Genomic DNA, 18,331 nt, shown 5'->3' with positions numbered 1-18,331 from the left:
CGGTCGCCGCTACCATCGGTGCTGATGAGGACACGGATGCTCACCCTGTACGCGGTGGCCGCCCTCGCGGTGGCGGCGACCGCCTGCTCGTCGGGCCCGCAGGGGCCGGTGCCCGCCGCCGACGCCTTCGCCGCGGCCTTCGCCGAGCACGATCTCGCCGCGGCCGCCGATCTCACCACCGCGCCCGAGAAAGCCACGGCGGCACTGACTTCGGCGTGGGACGCGCTACAGGCGGAGGAATTGCGGATCCGCACCGGTGACGCGCACGTCAGCGGCGACACCGCCACCGTCGACTACACCTACGAGTGGACCCTGCCCAAGGGCAGGCAGTGGAGCTACTCCGGCGAACTGCAGATGGGGCGCAGCGGCGGCCGCTGGCTGGTCCGCTGGACCTCCACCGACATCCACCCGCGCCTGGGTGACACCCAGTCGCTGGCGCTGCGGACCTCGCCCGCGCCACGCGCGCGGGTCAACGAGTCGGCCGGCAGCGATGTGCTGGTGCCGGGCACGGTGTCGCGGGTGCGGTTCACCCTCGCCGATGCCCCCGAACCGGATCGCGTCGCCGGCGCGCTGGCCGCGGCGCTGAGCAGTATCGACCCGGTCGCCTACACCCCGCACGCCATTCTCACCGCCGCCCGCAAGGCCGACGGCCCCTACACCGTCATCCTGCTCGACGAGCACGAGGCCGAGACCATCGGCGCGCGGTTGATCGGCTTGCCCGGGGTCACCATGACCCAGGAGTGGGACATGGTGCCCACCGACCGCAAGTTCGCGCCCGACCTGCTCACCCAGGTCCGTAAGACGGTGATCGCCGAGGTCGACGGGAAGGCGGGCTGGAGCGTGATCACCCGCAATGCCAACGGTGCCGATCTCGGTGTGCTGCACGAGGTTCCGGCCCAGCCCGCGCCGTCGTTCGCGCTCAGCATCGATCGGTTCGTGCAGAACTCCGCCCAGCGCGCGGTCGATCTGCGCACCGAGCAGGCCATGATGGTGGTGCTGCGGCCCTCGACCGGCGCGATCCTCGCGGTGGCCCAGAACAAGGCCGCCGACCGGGACGGCCCGGTGGCCACCAGCGGCCAGTACCCGCCCGGTTCGATCTTCAAGACCGTGACCGCCTCGGCCGCGATGGCCAAGGGCCTGGCCACGCCCGACACGGTGCTGCCGTGCCCGAGCCGGACGACCATCGGCGAGCGCACCATTCCCAACTACAACCTGTTCACCGTGGGCGAGGTGCCGATGGCCGTCGCCTACGAGCGCTCCTGCAACACCACCTTCGCCCGGCTGGCCAGCCGCCTCGACGGCGACGACCTCACCGAGGCGGCGGCGCGGCTCGGTATCGGGCAGGACTACGTGGTGGCCGGCCTGCCGACGGTATCGGGTTCGGTGCCGCACTCCGAGGACATTGTCCAGCGGGCCGAGGACGGGATCGGGCAGGGCCGGGTGGTGGTCAGCCCGTTCGGCATGGCCATCATGGCGGCGACGGTGGCGCACGGCTCGGTGCCGGTGCCGTATCTGATCGCGGGCAGGCCCACCGAGATCACCGGCGACCGGCCCGCCATCGCGCCGGAGGTGATCGATGGGCTGCGCGAGATGATGCGCCTGGTGGTCACCGGCGGCACCGCCGAGCGGATCAGGGATCAGGGCGAGGTGTACGGCAAGACCGGTGAAGCCGAGGTCGAGGGCGGCTCACACTCGTGGTTCATCGGGTATCGCGGCGACATCGCGTTCGCGACGCTGCTGGTCAAGGGTGGCAGTTCCGACAACGCGGTCGCCGTAACCCGGGACATGTTCGCCGCCCTGCCGCCGGGCTACTGACCCGACAGCGTGGTCGCCGCGGTGTGCTCGGTGGCCAGCAGGCCACGCACTACCGCGAGCGATGTGCTCTCGTTGTGCGCGGTCGCGGTGTTGTGCAGGACCTGATACCCCGCGACGGGCTGCGGCGCGGCTTCGATGCCGGCGTTGTCGAGCAGGTCGATGGCGGCAGCGCCGCCGAGAATCATTCCCGCAGTGGTCAAGATCAAGGTGGAACGCCTCATGCTTCGTCTCCCTCGTGCAGGGTTTCGAACGTGCTCTTCCGGGGCAGCCCTTCAAGGTCTCCGACTTTTACTGGTCCCAGCACCGTAGAACGGGCAGAACAGCGGCAACAGGCGCCGAGAGCAAGCGACACACAATTGTTGCTTTATGTGCGGGCGTGTTCGAACACAACCGGTACCCGACCGTTATGAAAAGATGAATTATCGGAAACGCTGCGGCGAATCAGCAGCTCAGCGTGGCTGTGTGGGTAAATTATCGAATTCGACGGCCGTCACGCGCGTTGCAGAGTCGCGGCCAGATGATGCTGCAGGGATTCGCCGACAGCGGCCATCCGCAGCGTGTAGTCGATGGTGTCCCCGGTCACGTGGAAAGAGCGTCCGAGCGCGGTCACCGATTTCGCTGTGGTGCTCCGGCCGATAATCGTGGAGTTCAATTCGAGCCGAATTCCGTCGACCGTTTCGGTGACCGTGCCCTCGCAGATCTCGGTGATCCCGGTGGGGTGCGCGAGGATCAGCTCGACCTTGCCGGGCGCCGGGCTGCGCAGGTAGCCGGTCTCGGCGTGCAGGGGCCTGCCGTCGTCGGCGGCCCTGGTGCGCTGACTGTAGGTCAGGAACGGCCTGCCGAGGTGACCGAAGGTGACTTCCTCGAGGTAGTCGAACTCCTCGATCGTCGGATACTCGCCGTGGCCGCGTCCGCGCCAGGTGCCCAGCAGCGGGGCCAGCGCGGTGACAGCGGGATGCGGGGCGACGGAAGCGGAGGGTTCGACCACGGGCGACAGCCTAGACCTGCACTCGCAGTGGCGGTCACGCCCACGCCGAAGCGCCGGTCAGGCTAAGGTCAGCCACGCCTGAACGCCGTCCGGCGCAGGTCGAAAGGATGGAACGTGAACGGACATGTGACGGGTGCCCGCGGGGCGCGGTCCGGACTGGTACGTAGTGCTGTGTTCGGTGCGGTGCTCCTGGTCGCGACGGCGTGCTCGAGCTCCGAGGCGAGCACCGGTGAGGTGACCGCGCTGGAGGGCAACCGCTACAGCCAGACCAACCTGGCCGCGGGCAAGGACTCCTATCACGCCCAGTTCACGATTCCGGAGCTGGTCGACGCCAGGGGCCTGGCCAACCGGCCCAAGGGCGCGGGCGGGCATTTCTGGGTCGGCGCGGGCGGCAAGACCTACCAGTTCCTCGGTGACGTGCACGCCGCGTCGGATCCGAAGCTGCAGAAGCTGAGTCAGGACCAGCTGAAGTCCGTCGGTATTCCCGGCGCCGACGCCGACACCACCGACAAGAGCATCGGCAAGACCACCGGCGTGGTCTTCAACCCTGCGCCGATCGACTCGGATGTGTTCGTCGTGCGCGATCAGTGGGTCGACCTCGACGGCATGCCGGTGCCGCTGACCGGTTCCGCGCGATACATCGTCGCCACCGATTCGGGCAAGATCGCGGCCTGGACCGAGCGGGCGCCCGACGGCGCGATCATCCGCCGCGACGGCGGCGCGAACCAGGTGTTCGACGGGTCGGCGCAGGGCATGACCTTCGCCGGCCTGGCGATCTCGCCTGCGGGAGACAAGCTGCTGGCCGCCGACTTCGGCACCGAGCCGCAGATCCGCACCTTCGACAAGTTCTGGCAGCCGGTCGCCACCACCGGCTTCGCCAACCCCTTCGCCACCGGCGAGCTGATCGACCCCTCCTCGCCGGAGAAGGGCAAGAAGGCGGTGCCGGGCGATCCGGCGCCGTTCAACATCACCACCGCTGACGGCCGGGTGTTCGTGTCGTACGCGATCACCACACCGGATGCCGAGGATCCCGAGTCCTTCGACAAGGGCGCCGAAGCCGCGCTCGACGCCGCGGCCGAGGAGTCGGCGGGCGGCACCCCGGATCGGGGCAAGGTCGCCGAGTTCGACGCGGCGGGCAAGCTGGTGCGCATCATCGACGACGGCGGCAGGCTCAACGCGCCGTGGGGGGTGGCGATCGCGCCGTCGAACTTCGGTGCGCTGTCGGGCAAGCTGCTCGTCGGCAATTCCGGTGGCCTCGGTCGCGTCCTCGCCTACGACGACACCACCGGCACCTTTGTGGACTACCTGCGTGACGGCGCGGGCGAGCCGGTCGAGATCGCCGGTCTGTCCGCGCTGATGTTCGGCAACGGCGAGAGCCTGGGCGACGCCGGCGCGCTCTACTTCACCGCGGGCCGCGCGCAGGAGAAGGAAGGCCTGTTCGGCAGCTTGCGGGTGCAGTAGCCGACCGCGGTGCACCGGCGGCGGGAGCGGACAATTCGAATGTCCGGTATGCCAATTCTTCCGCCGGGCGCCGTTTTCGGGGACAGTGGGTGGCGGGATGATTGCCGGGCCCGCGCGACCGCGCGGCGCCCGCCGCGTTCTGCCGCACGCGATGGCACCCGCACCCCGGGTGTCGTGCCCGATCCGGAGGTGTGCCAGATGAAGGTTTCGCATCCTGTGCGGCGCTCGGCCTGCCCGACGATGCTGCCCGGCCGTGAGGTGCTGCTCGCGGCGTTTCGCGGGCTGCCCCACGACGATCACCCGATCCTGGACGCGGCAGGCGAGCTGGCCGTCCTGCACCAGGTGCGCGAGCGGACCCCGGCGAGCGAGTCCGCCGGGATCGATCGCCGCCGCGCCCAGCTGATGCGGGCGATCGACCGTTGGGTCATCCTGGCCGCGCCGGTGCCGCCCGCCGCAGCCGACGAGCACAGCGAGACCCTCGGCGGTCTGGTGGACAGATTGGCCAGACACTGCAGCAAGGCCTTCGTCGCACTGGCCGGTGCGGCCGAGCCGGTCTGCTCCGACGAGTGGGTCCGGCTCGACGACCTCGCCGACAGCTACCAGCGCCTGGTCGAGGATCTCTGGGCCGGTGTACGCAGCCTGCCCGCGCACACCTACTGATCGCCGCCCCTGGAAATAGTGGGGTGGCGGCGGTTTCGTACGACGTATCATTTGGCGTGGGCTTTCACGACGATCCGAACGGCACCGCGCGGGCACCGGCCTGCGCATGGTCGCCCGCCCGGCCCGATGCCTGTCTGCCCGGCACGGGCTTCGACGAGCCGCGCGCCACGTCGGCGGCGCTGGCGCCGGTACTGCCGATCCGGCCGCGCGGGCGGGAGGTGGACGGCGCCCCGCTGTTCTGCCTGGCCGGTGAAGCGGGCCTGGCGTGGCATTACGCCGACCTGGTCACCGCGCTGGATCCGCGCACCCCGATCTACGGTCTGCAGGCGCTGACGGGCGCCACGGCCCCGCGCACGGTGCGCGAGGCCGCCGCCCGCTATGTGGCCGAGATCCGCCGGATCGCTCCGCACGGGCCGTATCAGCTGCTCGGCTGGTCGGCCGGCGGCTTCGTGGCGCACGAGATCGCCGTGACGCTGCGCGCTGCCGGTGAACCGGTCCGGGTCGTGCTGCTCGACACCGATCCGGCCGCGCGCACAGCCGGCCTGCCCGCCGCGTGGTCGGCGGGGGAGTACGTACACCAGGTCGCTGACCTGCTCGGCGTCGGCACCGACACCAGGGCACTGTCCGCCGACGCGGCGGCGGCCGATGTCGTGGCCGCGCTGGCGGGCACCGTCGAACTCGATGGCACCGACCTGGACCGGCTCGCCGCGGCGAGTCATGGTGCGCTGCGCATGGTGGCCGGTCATCGGCCGTCGGTGCTGCCCGGTGAGCTCACCGTCTGCGTGGCCGGACGTGACCGCGACGGTACCGATCGACCGGATCCCGCTGCCGCCGTGCGTCATTGGCGACCCTATGTGACCGGGCCGGTGACCGGCCTCGTGTTCGACGTCGAGCCGGGCGAGCTCACCGCGCCGGAGATCGTCGCCGAGATCGTCGGCGCGCTCGACACCGCGACCATCACGGCGTCGACCAGCCGCTGATCAGTCGGGCGGAATCGTCGCGGCGATCTCGTCGCGCGCCTTCGCGATGAGCGCCGCCGAATCGCGCGGGCTCAGCGCCATGGCGCGCAGCTGATCGAAGATGACGCCGAAACGCCGGATCTCGGAATGCCCTTCGACGAGATCGTGCACCGACATGCTCTCCACGTAGACCAGTTCGGGGTCGACCGGATCGCGGAAGTCGAGCAGTGTGAACGAGCCGGCCATCCCGGGATGGGCGCCCGCGTCGAACGGAAGCACCTGCAGGATCACGTTTTTGCGCTTGGTTTCCTCGAGCAGGCGGTCGAGCTGGCCGACCATGGTCGCAGGCCCGCCGACGACTCTGCGGATCGTGGCTTCGTCCATCACGACCCACAGCTCGAGCGGGTCGTCCTTGGTCACGTTGACCGCCCGGTCCATCCTGGCGCGTGCCCTGCTCTCCATGACCGCCGCGTCGAGGCGGGGCATCGAGGTGTCGATGACGGCGGCGGCGTACTCGAAGGTCTGCAGCAGGCCGGGCACCGTCGATGTCTGGTACTGCCTGGCCGACAGCGCCTCCGCCTCGAAATTGATGTAAGTGGCATAGACATCGGACAGCGCGCCCTCGTAGGCGTGTGACATCCCCGGTTTGAGTGCGTCGGAGAGCAGATTCAGCGCTTCTTCGCGGACTTTGTCGTTGACCTGATACAGGTCGAGCATCGCGCTCAACGTGCGCCGTTGCGGCCTGGCCTGCGCCATTTCGATGCGATACAGCGTGGTCACGTTGATGCCGGTACGTGCGCTGACGTCTTCTTTGCTGAGGCCTGCGCTTTCGCGCAACTCGCGCAGCATCGCGGCGAGCCTGCGTAGCCTGACCGTCAGTGTCGTGCGCTTGCCTGCCATGGTTCCCCTTCGCCTGTGGCGCGCTTGGTGAATCGCATTATTGCGCTGCGAGCGCGCGATGTCACGCGATCGATGAAGATGGGGCGCCGTAGCCGGATCCATGGTGGTGAGCACCGCGAACGACACGCCGGAAGCCGGTGTGGCACTGCGGATGTGACCCGGGGTTCTGTCAGGGTGGCTTTACCGCAGGAGTGACAACGCAATCTTGCGTTTCCGCTTGTGAGCGAGCATGATCCAGTTAGCCTGGTTGCGAGCAATCCGAACAGAAGACCGGGATAACCGAATCGAGAGCCAATCATGTTGGTAGACAAATCTTGGGTGTCGGGTGAATTCGGGGCGTTGCGATGAGCGCGCCGGTGATGGGGGTACTGCCGACTGCGCCACAATTGTTGTGCGCATTCCAGGGTCGGCGCTTTCAAGATCGCGAATTGTTGCGTTCGGCGCATGCGCTGGCCGAACTGCACGAGCGGCGGGCACAGGTGCGTGACGCCGCGCTGATCGCGGAAATCGATTGCCGTCGAAGTGAACTCGTCGACGACATCAACGACTGGATCGTGTCCGAGATCCCGTTGCACCGCAACGGCGCATCGCTGCACACCGAGAGCCTCGGTGCCGTCGTCGACCGGATGGCGCGCAGCTGGGTGGATGCCAATCAGGCCATCGACCTCGACGGCGCGCGCAGCGACAACACGCATAAGCACTGGTATCACCTGGCCGAGCTGGTCGACGGCTACACCGACTTGGTCACCGATGTGACCGGTGGCAGGCGCAGGCTGCCCGAGCAGTAGGCAGGCTAACCGCGCTCCGGCGACAGTCTCGCTTCGAAGGAGATCCGGTCGCCACGGTAGAGCGAGCGCACCCGTTCGATCGGTGCGCCGCAGGCGTCGACACTGCGCCGGTGCAGCAACAGCATCGGCAACGCGGTGGTGCACTCCAGCAGGCTCGCCTCCCTCGGCGCGGCGAGCACGGTCTCGATGCGTTCGCGTGCGCCGGCGAGTTCGATGCCGGTCGCGCGGATCGCCGCATACAGCGAGGTCGTCGGGTCGTAACTGCCACGCAGGCGGGCGAATCGGTGCAGTGGCAGGTAGGTGCTCTCCAGGCCGATGCGTTCGCCGTCGGCCAGAAGGATCCGTTCCAGGTGCATCACCTCGGTGTCTGGTTCGAGCCCCAGGTCGGCCGCGGTGGCCGCGTCGGCGGCGATGTCCTCCCAGGCGACCAGGATACGGCCGGGGGTGCGGCCGAGGCTGATCGCGCCCTCGGTGTAGGAGCGCAGTGACAACGGCTGGGTGAGCTTGGGGCGCGAGACAACCGTGCCCCGCCCCTTGCGGCGAATCCTGCCCTCCACCAGCAGCTCTCGCAGTGCCTGGCGGACGGTCTCGCGCGCGACGCCGAAGCGGGTGGCGAGATCGCGTTCCGACGGCACCGGATCGCCTTCGGCGAGATCGGCCAGGATGGCGTCGATTTCGGTGCGGACCAGGAACGCCTTCGGTACGCGGGTGCTGAGCGGGGCATCCATGCGTCCAGCGTACCCGGATTGGTCTATACCAAAAGTTAACCCAGCGTTCCCGCAGTACACACCTATCGGTCTAGACCATTTGCCACTATCGACGGCATGCGATTGGTCATCATCGGTGGCGGGATACTCGGCACGGCGCACGCCTTGGCCGCGATCACCCGCGGACACACCGTCGTTCAGCTCGAACGTGAACGGGAGGCGCGCGGCGCGACCGTCCGCAACTTCGGTCTGGTCTGGGTCTCCGGGCGGTCGGCGGGCGAACTGGCGCTGACCCTGCGGTCGCGGGAACTGTGGGAGGAGATCGGCGGCCGGGTCGCCGGCGTCGGCTTCCGGCCCGCCGGTTCGATCACGCTGGTCCGCACGCCCGTCGAGCTCGCGGTCGCCGAAGCCGCCGCCGCAGGCCCCACTGCGGCGGCCCGCGGCTTCACCCTGCTCGACCCCGAACAGGTGCGCGCGATCAACCCCGCCCTGCGCGGCGACTACCTCGCCGGACTGCACTGTTCGGCCGACGCCGCGGTGGAATCGCGCCAGGCGCTGCCCGCGCTGCGCTCCCATATGGCCGCGACCGGGCGCTACACCTTCCACGAGGGCACCGAGGCGCGGACGGTGCGCGACACCGGTTCCGGCGCGGTCGTCGTCGACGATCACGGCCGCCGCCACGAGGCCGACCTGGTCGTGCACTGCCCCGGCGCCGCGCATTCCGGGCTCACCAGAGAGCTCGCCGGCGAGCTGCCGGTGCGCCGGGTGCGGTTGCAGATGATGCAGACCGCCCCGCTCGGCGAGCCGCTGACCACCGCCGTCGCCGACGGCGACAGCTTCCGCTACTACCCGGGTTTCGCCGGCCCGCAGGTGGATGCGCTGACCGCCGAGCAGTCGCAGACCGCGACCGCGGCCACCAACAAGATGCAGCTGCTGTGCGTGCAGCGGTTGCACGGCGGACTCACCATCGGCGACACCCACGAATACACCGAGCCGTTCGCCTTCGACGTCGACGAGGCGCCCTACGAGCACCTCACCGAAGTCACCGAGGCGCTGCTTGGCCGCCCGCTGCCGCCGATCGTGCGGCGCTGGGCCGGTGTCTACAGCCAGAGCGTCGATCCCGGCGCCATCGTCACCCGGGTGCGCGCCGACACCAACGTCTGGGTCGTCACCGGCCCCGGCGGGCGCGGCATGACCCTGGGCCCCGCCATCGGCGAACAGACCGCCGATCAGATAGGACTGTGAGGAACACCATGCCGGACAACCGGATTCAGCTGGCCGTGCTCGATATGGCAGGCACCACCGTCGCCGACGGCGGACTGGTGCTGCGCGCCTTCGAACAGGCCGCCACCGCCGCCGGGATCGAGACCGACGGCCCGCGGCGCGAGCAGGCCCGCCGCTATGTCGTCGACACCATGGGGCAGTCCAAGATCGCGGTGTTCCGCGCGCTGCTCGGCGACGAGGACGCGGCCCACGCAGCCAACCTCGCCTTCGAAACCGCCTATGACACCCTGATCGAAGAGGCCGACATCGCGCCGATTCCCGGTGCCGTCGAGGCGATCACCGCGCTGCGGGACGCGGGTGTGCAGGTCGCGCTGACCACCGGATTCAGCCGCGGCACCCAGGACAAGCTCCTCTCCGCGCTGGGCTGGGACGATCTCGCCGACCTCACCCTGGCCCCCTCGGACGCCGGCCGCGGCCGCCCCTATCCCGACCTGGTGCTCACCGCCGCACTGCGCCTCGGCGCCGACGCCGTCGGGCGCATCGCCGTGCTGGGCGACACCACCAGCGACATCGAGACCGGTCTCGCCGCGGGCGCCGGGATCGTCGCGGGCACGCTGACCGGCGCGCACACCGAAACGCAGCTGCGCGCGGCCGGCGCCACCCACGTCCTGGCCTCGGTCACCGACTTCCCCGCGCTGGTACTGGGCGACTGACCCCGATCCGCCCGATGCTCCACCCCCCGATACCGAAAGTTGTTGTCATCGTGCGTACTTCCCTCACCGCGCGCCGCCTGTCCCGGGTCGCGCTGCTGCTGGCCGGCGTCACCGCCGTCGCGTTCACCGCGGCCTGCGGCGGCACCGGCACCGAATCCGCGGACGGCAGGACCGTCACCGTCTACTCCGCCGACGGCGTCGGCGGCTGGTACAAGAACCGATTCGCCGAGTTCACCGCGCAGACCGGGATCGCGGTCAACCTGGTCGAGGCCGGATCCGGCGAGGTGGTGAACCGCGTCGACAAGGAACAGTCCAATCCACAGGCCGACGTGATCGTCACCCTGCCGCCGTTCATCCAGAAGGCCGAGCAGTCGGGGCTGTTGCAGCCCAGCGGCATCGACACCGCCGCGATTCCCGCCGCCGACAAGGACCCCGACGGCAACTACGTCACCCTGGCCAACAACTACCTGTGCTTCATCGCCAACCCCTCGGTCGACGCCACCGCGCTGACCTGGGAAGACCTGCTGAAGCCGGAGTACAAGGGCAAGCTGCAGTACTCGACGCCCGGCCAGGCCGGTGACGGCACCGCCGTGCTGGTGCTGCTGCAGCAGCTGCGCGGCAAGCAGGGCGCACTGGACTATCTCGCCGCGCTGCAGGCCAACAATGTCGGCCCGTCGTCCTCGACCGGCAAGCTGCAGGCCAAGGTCGACAAGGGTGAGCTGCTGATCGCCAACGGTGACGTGCAGATGAACCTGACCACGGTGCAGGAGAAGGGGTCGAAGTTCAGCGTCTTCTTCCCCGTCGCCGCCGACGGCAAGCGCTCCACCGTGCCGGTGCCGTATGTGATGGGCCTGGCCAAAGGCGCCCCGCACCAGGCCGACGCCACCGAACTGATGCGCTTCCTGCTCGCCCCCGAGGCCCAGAGCAAGCTCGGCCCCGAGGCATTCGCGGTATCGCCGCGCACCGACGTGCCCGCCCCCACCACCGGCGGTCCGGCCGCCGCGCTGCGGGGCGTCGAGGTGGTCCCGGTCGACTGGAACAAGGTGCTCAGCGAACTGGACGCCGATCTCGCCGCGTACCAGCAGGCCACCGGGAGCTGACGATGTCCGACGGTGACCTCCGCGCGAAGTCCGCGACCGCCGCCGCGACCGGGACGGCGACGACGAACGAACCGGCGATCGTGTTCGACCGGGTCGGGGTCAGCTACGGCAGGGGCCGCAAGGCCGCGGTCGCGCTGACCGATTTCACCCTGCGCGTCGCCGTCGGCGAAACCGTCGCGCTGCTCGGACCGAGTGGGTCGGGCAAGTCGACCGCGCTCAAGGCGCTGGCCGGGTTCGTGCGGCCGAGTGCGGGGGCGGTGCGGCTGGCCGGGCGCGATGTCACCGCGCTCTCGCCCGCCCGGCGCGGGATCGGTGTCGTCGTCCAGTCCTACGCGCTGTTCCCGCACATGAGCGTGTCCGGCAATGTCGCGTTCGGGCTGAAATCGCAGCGGGTGCCGCGAGCCGGGATCGGCGCGCGGGTCACCGAGGCACTGGAGATGGTCGGGATGGCCGGCTACGCGCGGCGGCTGCCGCGCGAGCTGTCGGGCGGGCAGCAGCAGCGGGTGGCGATCGCCCGGGCGCTGGCCATCCGGCCACCGGTGCTGTTGCTCGACGAGCCGCTGGCCGCGCTCGACGCCCAGTTGCGGCACACGATGCTCGGTGAGCTCCAGCAGTTGCGCAAGGCGCTGCCCGATACCGCGATGCTGTATGTCACCCACGATCAGGCCGAGGCGCTGGCCCTGGCCGACCGGATCGCGGTGATGCGCGATGCCCGGCTCGTCGACATCGACACCGCCGAAAATCTGTGGCAGCGTCCGCCGACCGATTTCACCGCGGCTTTCCTCGGCGGCGCGAATCTGGTGCCGTGCACTGTCAACCACGTCACCGGCACCGCGGCGCTGGTCACCGCGGGCACCAGCACCCTGCGCGCGCAGGCACCGGCGCCCGGCGTCGGCCGCGCCGACTGGGCACCGGACGACGCGGCGCTGCTGTGCGTCCGGCCGCACACGATCACCCTCGGCAGGTCCGGGGAGCGCGACACCCTGCGTGCCACCGTGCTGACCTCGGTCTGGCGTGGTGCGTCGACCCGCCTCGAACTGGCGGTCGACGGTCTGCCCGACGATCTCGCCGCCGAAGTCACCGGCCATTTCACCGCCGAGCCGGGCACGGTCGTCGGTGTGCGTCTACCCGACCCGGCCGGTGTGCTCATCCCGAACGCGCTCGCCGGGCCCGGGGTGAGCGCATGAGCACCCGTGTCGTCGTTCCGGTGGGGCCGTTCCCGCACGGCACTGCTCGGCCCCGCCGCGTCGAGGTGACCGTGATTCACAACCGGAATTCGGTGTCTGTGGCGGTCACCACCGCGCCGCACGAGCCGATCAGGCTGGGGGCCGGGGCGTTTCGCGTGCGGTGCGGGGAAGTGCGGTGATGAGTGCTCCGGCTGTCGACCGTCCGGCGATCGACGATACGAAAACGGCTGTCGCGCAACGCTCGTGGGTGCCGGTGCTGTGGGCCCTGCCGCCGGTGCTGGTGGTGCTGGCGATCGCGGGCTACCCGATTCTGCGGGTGCTGACCGAATCCACCGTGACCGCTACCGGGCGTGGCACCGAGGTATGGACCTCGGTGCTGGGCTCGGAGGTGTTCCGGGACGCGTTGTGGCGCACCGTGTCCATCGCGGTCTGCGCGACGGCGGGGTGCCTGGTGCTCGGGACCCTGCTGGCGGTGGTGCTGGCATTCGTGCCGTTTCCGGGGTCGGGAGTGGTCGGGCGGCTGATCGACACCATCCTGACGCTGCCGTCGTTCCTGATCACCCTCGCCTTCACCTTCCTCTACGGCACCGCGGGCGCGGTCAACGCGCTGCTGGCCGAACTGACCGGTGCGACAACGCCGTTCGTCGACTTCCTGACCACTCCGCTCGGGGTGATCCTCGCCGAGATCACCTACTTCACGCCGTTCGTGGTGCGTCCGCTGCTGGCCGCGTTCGCGCAACTGCCGCGCGAACAACTCGACGTGGCGGCCAGTCTCGGCGCGTCACCGTGGCGGGTGCTGCGCCAGGTGGTGTTGCCGGAGGCCTGGCCCGCGCTGGCGGCGGGCGGCAGCCTGGTGCTGCTGCTGACGCTCAACGAATTCGGCATCGTGCTGTTCACCGGCGCCAAGGGCGTGATCACGCTGCCCGCGCTGATCTACACCCGCGGCATCGTCACCTTCGACCTGCCCGGCGCCGCCGTGCTGGCCTCGGTGCAGGTGCTGCTCTCGCTCGTGCTGTACCTGACCTACCGGCTCGTCTTTGCCCGGTTCATCGCCCGCCCGAAGGGGGACTGATCGTGCTCGTCTGGACTCCCCGCGGAAAAGCCGTGGTACTGGCCGTGTTCGGGCTGGTGGTCACGGTGGTCTTCGTCGCCCCGATCGCGACCGTGATCGCCGCCGCGCTGGCAGGCAGCTGGACCGGCCCGCTGCCTTCGGACCTCGGCTTCGCCAATCTGGGCACCGCGCTGAGCGGTGAACAGGCCGCCAGCCTGTCGGTGAGCCTGCAGACCGCGTTGCTGGCCGGCGCGATCTCCCTGATCCTCGGTACCTGGGCGGCACTGGCCTCGCGAGCAGCACCCGCCTGGTTGCGCCGGCTCACCGACGCCGTCTTCCACCTGCCGGTCGCGGTCCCCTCGGTCGCCCTCGGCCTCGGCGTCCTCATCGCCTTCAACGAACGCCCACTGCTGCTCGGCGGCACCAAGTGGATCGTCATCCTGGCCCACACCGTGCTGGTCCTGGCCTACGCGTTCAGCGCGGTCTCGGCCGCCCTGGACCGCCTCGACCCGTCCTACCGCCAGGCCGCCGAATCCCTCGGCGCAGGCCCGATCCGGGTCCTCTGCCAGATCACCCTGCCACTGTTGCTGCCCGCCCTCGGCGCCGCCGCCGGCCTGGCGATCGCCCTGTCCATGGGCGAACTCGGCGCGACGATCATGGTCTACCCCGCCACCTGGAAGACGTTGCCCGTCAGCATCTTCGCCCAAACCGACCGCGGCGAGGTATTCGACGCCGCGGCCGGCACCACGGTCCTCGTGATGGTGACGCTGGTCGTGCTCGTCGTCCTCGGCCGGTTGCGGGGTCGCGCAGCGCTGCGCTGATCCGGCCATGCGGCGGGACCGGGCATACCGGCGACACTGCGCTGATCGCAGGCACTATGGCGCTGTCCGCCCAGTGGATCGATCACAGCAGCGCGGCGCCGTTCACCGCGGTGAGTCCGCCGTCGACGCGCAGATCATGGCCGTTGATGAAGGCAGCGTCGCCGGAAGCCAGGAACGCGACGGCGGCGGCGATATCCTCGGACCTGCCGACGCGGCCCGCGGGGGACAGGCCGGCGACACCGTGCTGTGCTTGCTCGGACAGTTCGGCGCGGAAGGCCGGGGTGTCGATGTAGCCGGGGCTGACCGAGTTCACGCGGATCCGGCGCGGCGCCAATTCGGCGGTGAGCGTGCGGGTCAGGTTGTGGACGGCGGCCTTGCTCGCCGAGTACAGGGCCGCGCCGGGGACACCCCGGTGCAGCCCGAACGACGCGTTGATGACGATCGCGGCGTGATCCGGCAGCAGCGGCAGCGTCTTCTGGATCGTGAAGAACGCGGCCTTCACATTGGCGGCCATCACGTCGTCGAACAGCGCGCCGGTGACCTGGTCGATCGGCTGGAACGAGCCGATACCCGCATTGGCGAACACCACGTCGAGGTGACCGAAGCGGTCGGCGACGGCGGCGACCATGGTGTCGAGGTCGCCGAGATCGGTGACATCGCCGGCGATCCCGTGTGCGCGCTCGCCGAGTTCGCTCACCGCGGCGTCGAGCCGGGTCTTGTCGCGACCGGTCACCACGACCCCGGCGCCTTCGGCGACCAACCGGTGCGCGGTGGCCAGACCCATCCCGCTGGAACCACCGGTGATCAGTGCGATCTTGCCATCGAATCGAGAACTGTTGTGCGTCATGGATTCAGCGTGGCTGTCGGTCGGCCGAGTAGGCAGTGCGCAGTTATCAGGGGTGTGGCACCACCAGGATCGCCGGCCGTAGCGAGAACCGCGGTGGCGGTGCGTAGCCCGGAGGAGTTCGCATCGCCGATGCGTGTCGACCCGTTGAGCGTCAGTTCCGGTGCGTGTCAGGCGGATTCGGTCAGCCGTAGCCGCAGCAGTCGGGTGAGGCGTTCGGCGGTATCGGAGCCTGGTCTCGGGTTGTACAAGACCAGCGACCAATTCGGATGGTCCGCGATGGTCAGCGTGGTCGCGTCGAAGTACAGCTCGCCGACCTCAGGATGCCGCAGGGCATTCACCGCCTGCAGCGGAGCACCGACCTCATGCCGTTCCCACAGCCGCGCGAACTCCGGCTCGGCGGCAGCGAGTTCGCGTGTCACCCGGTGGAATTCGTCATCGTGCGGTGCGAGCGCGGCATCGGCCCGATACGCGGCGACCACCCCAGGCGCCGCCGCGTCCCACAGCTCGGGCAGTCCGCGATAGCGCGGACTGGTGAAGAAGGTAGCCAGACAATTGTGCGGCTCGCCGTCATCACACCCGAACACCCGTCCGGCGATGACATTGAACGCCAGAATGTTCCAGTACCGATCACGCACCACGGCAGGCCCGCGCTCCCAGCCGTCGATGAGCTGACGGATCTCCGGAGTAACCTCGGTCCCCATAGACCCACTCGCAGGTGGCGGATTCAACCCAGCGAGCAGATACAGATGCGCCCGCTCCGATTCACCCAACCGCAAAACCCCCGCCACCGCGTCGAGCACGTCCCCCGACACCGTGATGTCACGCCCCTGCTCGAGCCATGTATACCAAGACACCCCGACCCCGGCCAGCATCGCGACCTCTTCGCGCCGCAGACCGGGCGTCCGCCGCCGGCCTGCGGCGGGCAGACCCACCTCGACCGGACCGATCCGCTCCCGGCGTGACCGGAGGAAATCGCGCAGCTCTTCGCGCCGCCGGGCAGATGCCGCACTGACCATGGAACCACGGTAGCAACGGGCGAAACCTCCCGAGCATCGGAACTGGTCGGTGCTCGTGCGCATAATCGGCGCCATGGCGACCGTTCACCGAATCCCGATACCCACCCAGCTGCTCGAGAGGTTCGGTGTTGTTCCCGGCGGCGACGACGCGGTCGAGTTCGGCTACGACCACTACGACGTGAGCTTCACCGCCGATGGCCAGCACATGATCACGTTGTCCAGGGTCTACGCCGGCCCAAAGCCCTGGCGGGGTGCGGAATCGACGATCCTGAACTGCTTCCTGATCACCAAGTGCGGGTCGGATGGTGAAGCCACCGCTGCCGCGATCGGCGCGTGTTCCGACGACGACGGCCGCCCCTCGCAATTCTCCGGTCCGTGGCTGGGATCACACGTGTGCGCGCTGCCCAGCGGGTCCGTCGCGGTGAGCACCATGGGTGACTGTACGTATTTGATCGAGGAAGACCTCGCTGCCGTACAGGCGGCATTCACTCAGCCCCATCAGAGTCCACCGGAGCGAAAGAACCGCGCGGACAACCCCTTTGTCTCCGCGATGCGAAGAACACCGGGCGGACGACTACTGTGCCTCGTCGAGGAGTGTGATGTCTACTACGGCAACTCGGTGCGGAACCTGGTCGGGGTCGCTGATGACCCCCTCACCCCGACATCCCGGCCCCCGGTGCACGTGTTCGCCACACGCGACGACCGCGCCGAGCGCCAAACCCGACACCACCAACGGCCCTACCTCCTCTTCGACGGGGCGCCCGTTCTCGGTGGGCACCGGCCGCAACCGACGCTGGCCACCCTCGTACCGCGTGGCGAGGAAACCGTGTGGATCAATCCACACCGCCCACCGACGCTGCGAACCCCGGAGCCGCTGTCCGACGATCTGTTCGTGGTGCCGCTGTTCAGCCAGACACTGCGTGGCGGCAGCAAGGGGTTGCCGTTCGTCTTCGCGTTGCTCGACGACACCGGAAAACTCCACGGCAGGCTCGAGGGGATGGACGCCTACCGTCACAGCCCGTATGCCGGTTCGCATGAACGGGTGTCGACCGACCCCGACCGGGGGCTCGTCTATCACCTGAACAAGAGCGGATTGTTCGTCTGGGCGGGTGACGGGACCCTGTTGTCGTGGCTCGACACCGCTGTCAAGGAGTTCAAGCCGCTGGCCGCTTTCGAGCTGCGCGGGTGTGCGCCCGACGGCGACATTGTCTTGATCCATCCCAAACAGCATCTGCTACTGCGCATTCCGGTCCCCGACCCGAAGGATCCGGGCCCCGCGGTGGCGGACGCACTGCGGGACTATCGTCGCCTGCGCACCACCCTGAAGAAGGCGCATACCCCAGCATCGTGGGGCTGGACCTGGGTCCCCGACCAGTTGCACTACCTGTGAGCACAGAAGGTCGCCGGGCACAGTGCTGCCTGGTGACCGGGCGCGGCGTCGTGGTCGAAGTGCCGGGTCTTGTCGGTCGGCGGGCCTAAGCTGGGTGGGTGTCGGTGCTGCCTCTGATCTTCACCGCGGGCTGGGCCAGCGGGATCAATGCGTATGCGGTGGTGTTCCTGCTCGGGGTGTTCGGGCGGATCGGGTGGGCGGGTGACGTGCCACCGGGGTTGCAGCGCACCGATGTGCTGGTCGCGGCGGGGGTGTTGTTCGCTGTCGAGGCCGTCGCGGACAAGATTCCCTACCTGGATTCCTTCTGGGACGCGGTGCACACCGTGGTGCGGCCCGCCTCGGGGGCGGTCGTGGCCGCGCTCATCGCGGGGCACGACGATTCGCTGCCGACCTTGTTCGCCGCGGCGGTCGGCGGCACGACCGCGCTGGCCAGCCATATCGTCAAGGCCGGTACCCGGATGGCGATCAATACTTCGCCGGAGCCGGTCACCAATGTCGCGATGAGCACCGTCGAGGATCTGGGTGTCGGCGGTGTGCTCACGCTCGCGGTGTTCTTCCCGGTGCTGGCGGCGGTGATCGCCGCCGTGCTGCTGGCGATCGGGTTGTGGGTGGTCTACGCGTGCGCCAGCCGGATCCGCCGCTACCTGCGCCGCAGGCGGGAGCGCCGCACCGGGCGCGCCACGCCGGACGCGGCGCTGGAATAG

Annotated in this window: 19 protein-coding genes; 13 read left to right on the top strand and 6 right to left on the bottom strand. The window is 69.4% G+C overall.

Going from position 1 to position 18,331, the window contains the following annotated elements:
• Nucleotides 1-24 precede the first annotated feature (24 nt).
• Nucleotides 25-1,815 (top strand): penicillin-binding transpeptidase domain-containing protein, encoded by a 1,791-nt coding sequence (locus tag ACFXK0_RS27160; protein ID WP_379413802.1) that lies wholly within the window; start codon nt 25-27, stop codon nt 1,813-1,815.
• On the opposite strand, the gene ACFXK0_RS27155 is transcribed toward ACFXK0_RS27160, so the two are convergent.
• Both ACFXK0_RS27155 and ACFXK0_RS27150 read right to left on the bottom strand, forming a co-directional pair.
• Nucleotides 1,809-2,036, bottom strand: coding sequence for a hypothetical protein (locus ACFXK0_RS27155; RefSeq protein ID WP_379413800.1), 228 nt, complete (start codon nt 2,034-2,036; stop codon nt 1,809-1,811). The two genes, ACFXK0_RS27160 and ACFXK0_RS27155, sit on opposite strands and share 7 nt — an antisense overlap.
• Before the next feature lie 269 nt (nt 2,037-2,305).
• Entirely contained in the window at nt 2,306-2,803 is a 498-nt protein-coding gene (locus ACFXK0_RS27150; protein WP_379413799.1) for a peroxynitrite isomerase, read from the bottom strand.
• Between the two features lie 114 nt (nt 2,804-2,917).
• On the opposite strand from ACFXK0_RS27150, the gene ACFXK0_RS27145 reads away from it, so the two are divergent.
• The 3 genes from ACFXK0_RS27145 to ACFXK0_RS27135 all read left to right on the top strand — a co-directional run bounded on the left by ACFXK0_RS27145 (nt 2,918) and on the right by ACFXK0_RS27135 (nt 5,904).
• Complete coding sequence (locus ACFXK0_RS27145) at nt 2,918-4,264, top strand: TIGR03118 family protein (RefSeq protein ID WP_379413797.1); 1,347 nt, start codon at nt 2,918-2,920, stop codon at nt 4,262-4,264.
• 198 nt (nt 4,265-4,462) lie between these two features.
• Nucleotides 4,463-4,924, top strand: coding sequence for a DUF4254 domain-containing protein (locus tag ACFXK0_RS27140; protein ID WP_379413796.1), 462 nt, complete (start codon nt 4,463-4,465; stop codon nt 4,922-4,924).
• A gap of 56 nt (nt 4,925-4,980) precedes the next feature.
• A complete protein-coding gene (locus ACFXK0_RS27135; RefSeq protein WP_379413794.1) occupies nt 4,981-5,904 on the top strand; it encodes a thioesterase domain-containing protein in 924 nt (307 codons plus the stop codon).
• Here the strand turns inward: ACFXK0_RS27135 and ACFXK0_RS27130 are convergent, their stop codons facing one another.
• A complete protein-coding gene (locus ACFXK0_RS27130; RefSeq protein WP_379413792.1) occupies nt 5,905-6,909 on the bottom strand; it encodes a helix-turn-helix transcriptional regulator in 1,005 nt (334 codons plus the stop codon).
• A gap of 302 nt (nt 6,910-7,211) precedes the next feature.
• Between ACFXK0_RS27130 and ACFXK0_RS27125 the strand changes: the two genes are divergently transcribed.
• Nucleotides 7,212-7,571, top strand: coding sequence for a DUF4254 domain-containing protein (locus ACFXK0_RS27125; protein WP_379413791.1), 360 nt, complete (start codon nt 7,212-7,214; stop codon nt 7,569-7,571).
• A gap of 5 nt (nt 7,572-7,576) precedes the next feature.
• On the opposite strand, the gene ACFXK0_RS27120 is transcribed toward ACFXK0_RS27125, so the two are convergent.
• Nucleotides 7,577-8,299, bottom strand: a complete 723-nt coding sequence (locus tag ACFXK0_RS27120; protein WP_379413789.1) for a GntR family transcriptional regulator — start codon at nt 8,297-8,299, stop codon at nt 7,577-7,579.
• Between the two features lie 96 nt (nt 8,300-8,395).
• Between ACFXK0_RS27120 and ACFXK0_RS27115 the strand changes: the two genes are divergently transcribed.
• The 6 genes from ACFXK0_RS27115 to ACFXK0_RS27090 all read left to right on the top strand — a co-directional run bounded on the left by ACFXK0_RS27115 (nt 8,396) and on the right by ACFXK0_RS27090 (nt 14,374).
• On the top strand, nt 8,396-9,523 hold the full coding sequence (locus ACFXK0_RS27115) for a TIGR03364 family FAD-dependent oxidoreductase (protein ID WP_379413787.1): 1,128 nt from the start codon (nt 8,396-8,398) through the stop codon (nt 9,521-9,523).
• A gap of 8 nt (nt 9,524-9,531) precedes the next feature.
• Nucleotides 9,532-10,215 (top strand): phosphonatase-like hydrolase, encoded by a 684-nt coding sequence (locus tag ACFXK0_RS27110; RefSeq protein WP_379413786.1) that lies wholly within the window; start codon nt 9,532-9,534, stop codon nt 10,213-10,215.
• Between the two features lie 50 nt (nt 10,216-10,265).
• Nucleotides 10,266-11,315, top strand: a complete 1,050-nt coding sequence (locus ACFXK0_RS27105; RefSeq protein WP_379413784.1) for a 2-aminoethylphosphonate ABC transporter substrate-binding protein — start codon at nt 10,266-10,268, stop codon at nt 11,313-11,315.
• Nucleotides 11,316-11,317: 2 nt separating this feature from the next.
• On the top strand, nt 11,318-12,502 hold the full coding sequence (locus ACFXK0_RS27100) for an ABC transporter ATP-binding protein (RefSeq protein WP_379413783.1): 1,185 nt from the start codon (nt 11,318-11,320) through the stop codon (nt 12,500-12,502).
• A 178-nt stretch (nt 12,503-12,680) separates the two neighbouring features.
• Entirely contained in the window at nt 12,681-13,574 is an 894-nt protein-coding gene (locus ACFXK0_RS27095; RefSeq protein ID WP_379413781.1) for a 2-aminoethylphosphonate ABC transporter permease subunit, read from the top strand.
• Between the two features lie 2 nt (nt 13,575-13,576).
• Entirely contained in the window at nt 13,577-14,374 is a 798-nt protein-coding gene (locus ACFXK0_RS27090; protein WP_379413779.1) for an ABC transporter permease, read from the top strand.
• Nucleotides 14,375-14,456: 82 nt separating this feature from the next.
• Here the strand turns inward: ACFXK0_RS27090 and ACFXK0_RS27085 are convergent, their stop codons facing one another.
• Both ACFXK0_RS27085 and ACFXK0_RS27080 read right to left on the bottom strand, forming a co-directional pair.
• Entirely contained in the window at nt 14,457-15,221 is a 765-nt protein-coding gene (locus tag ACFXK0_RS27085; protein ID WP_379413777.1) for an SDR family NAD(P)-dependent oxidoreductase, read from the bottom strand.
• Between the two features lie 167 nt (nt 15,222-15,388).
• Nucleotides 15,389-16,237, bottom strand: coding sequence for a helix-turn-helix transcriptional regulator (locus ACFXK0_RS27080; RefSeq protein WP_379413775.1), 849 nt, complete (start codon nt 16,235-16,237; stop codon nt 15,389-15,391).
• A 73-nt stretch (nt 16,238-16,310) separates the two neighbouring features.
• Between ACFXK0_RS27080 and ACFXK0_RS27075 the strand changes: the two genes are divergently transcribed.
• Both ACFXK0_RS27075 and ACFXK0_RS27070 read left to right on the top strand, forming a co-directional pair.
• A complete protein-coding gene (locus ACFXK0_RS27075) occupies nt 16,311-17,627 on the top strand; it encodes a hypothetical protein (RefSeq protein WP_379413773.1) in 1,317 nt (438 codons plus the stop codon).
• Nucleotides 17,628-17,725: 98 nt separating this feature from the next.
• Nucleotides 17,726-18,331, top strand: coding sequence for a DUF4126 domain-containing protein (locus tag ACFXK0_RS27070; RefSeq protein WP_379413772.1), 606 nt, complete (start codon nt 17,726-17,728; stop codon nt 18,329-18,331).

Source organism: Nocardia sp. NPDC059177 (assembly GCF_042755165.1).
Taxonomy (GTDB): domain Bacteria; phylum Actinomycetota; class Actinomycetes; order Mycobacteriales; family Mycobacteriaceae; genus Nocardia.
The sequence above is the reverse complement of the archived record's forward strand: the minus strand, read 5'-3'. Positions and strand labels throughout refer to the sequence as shown.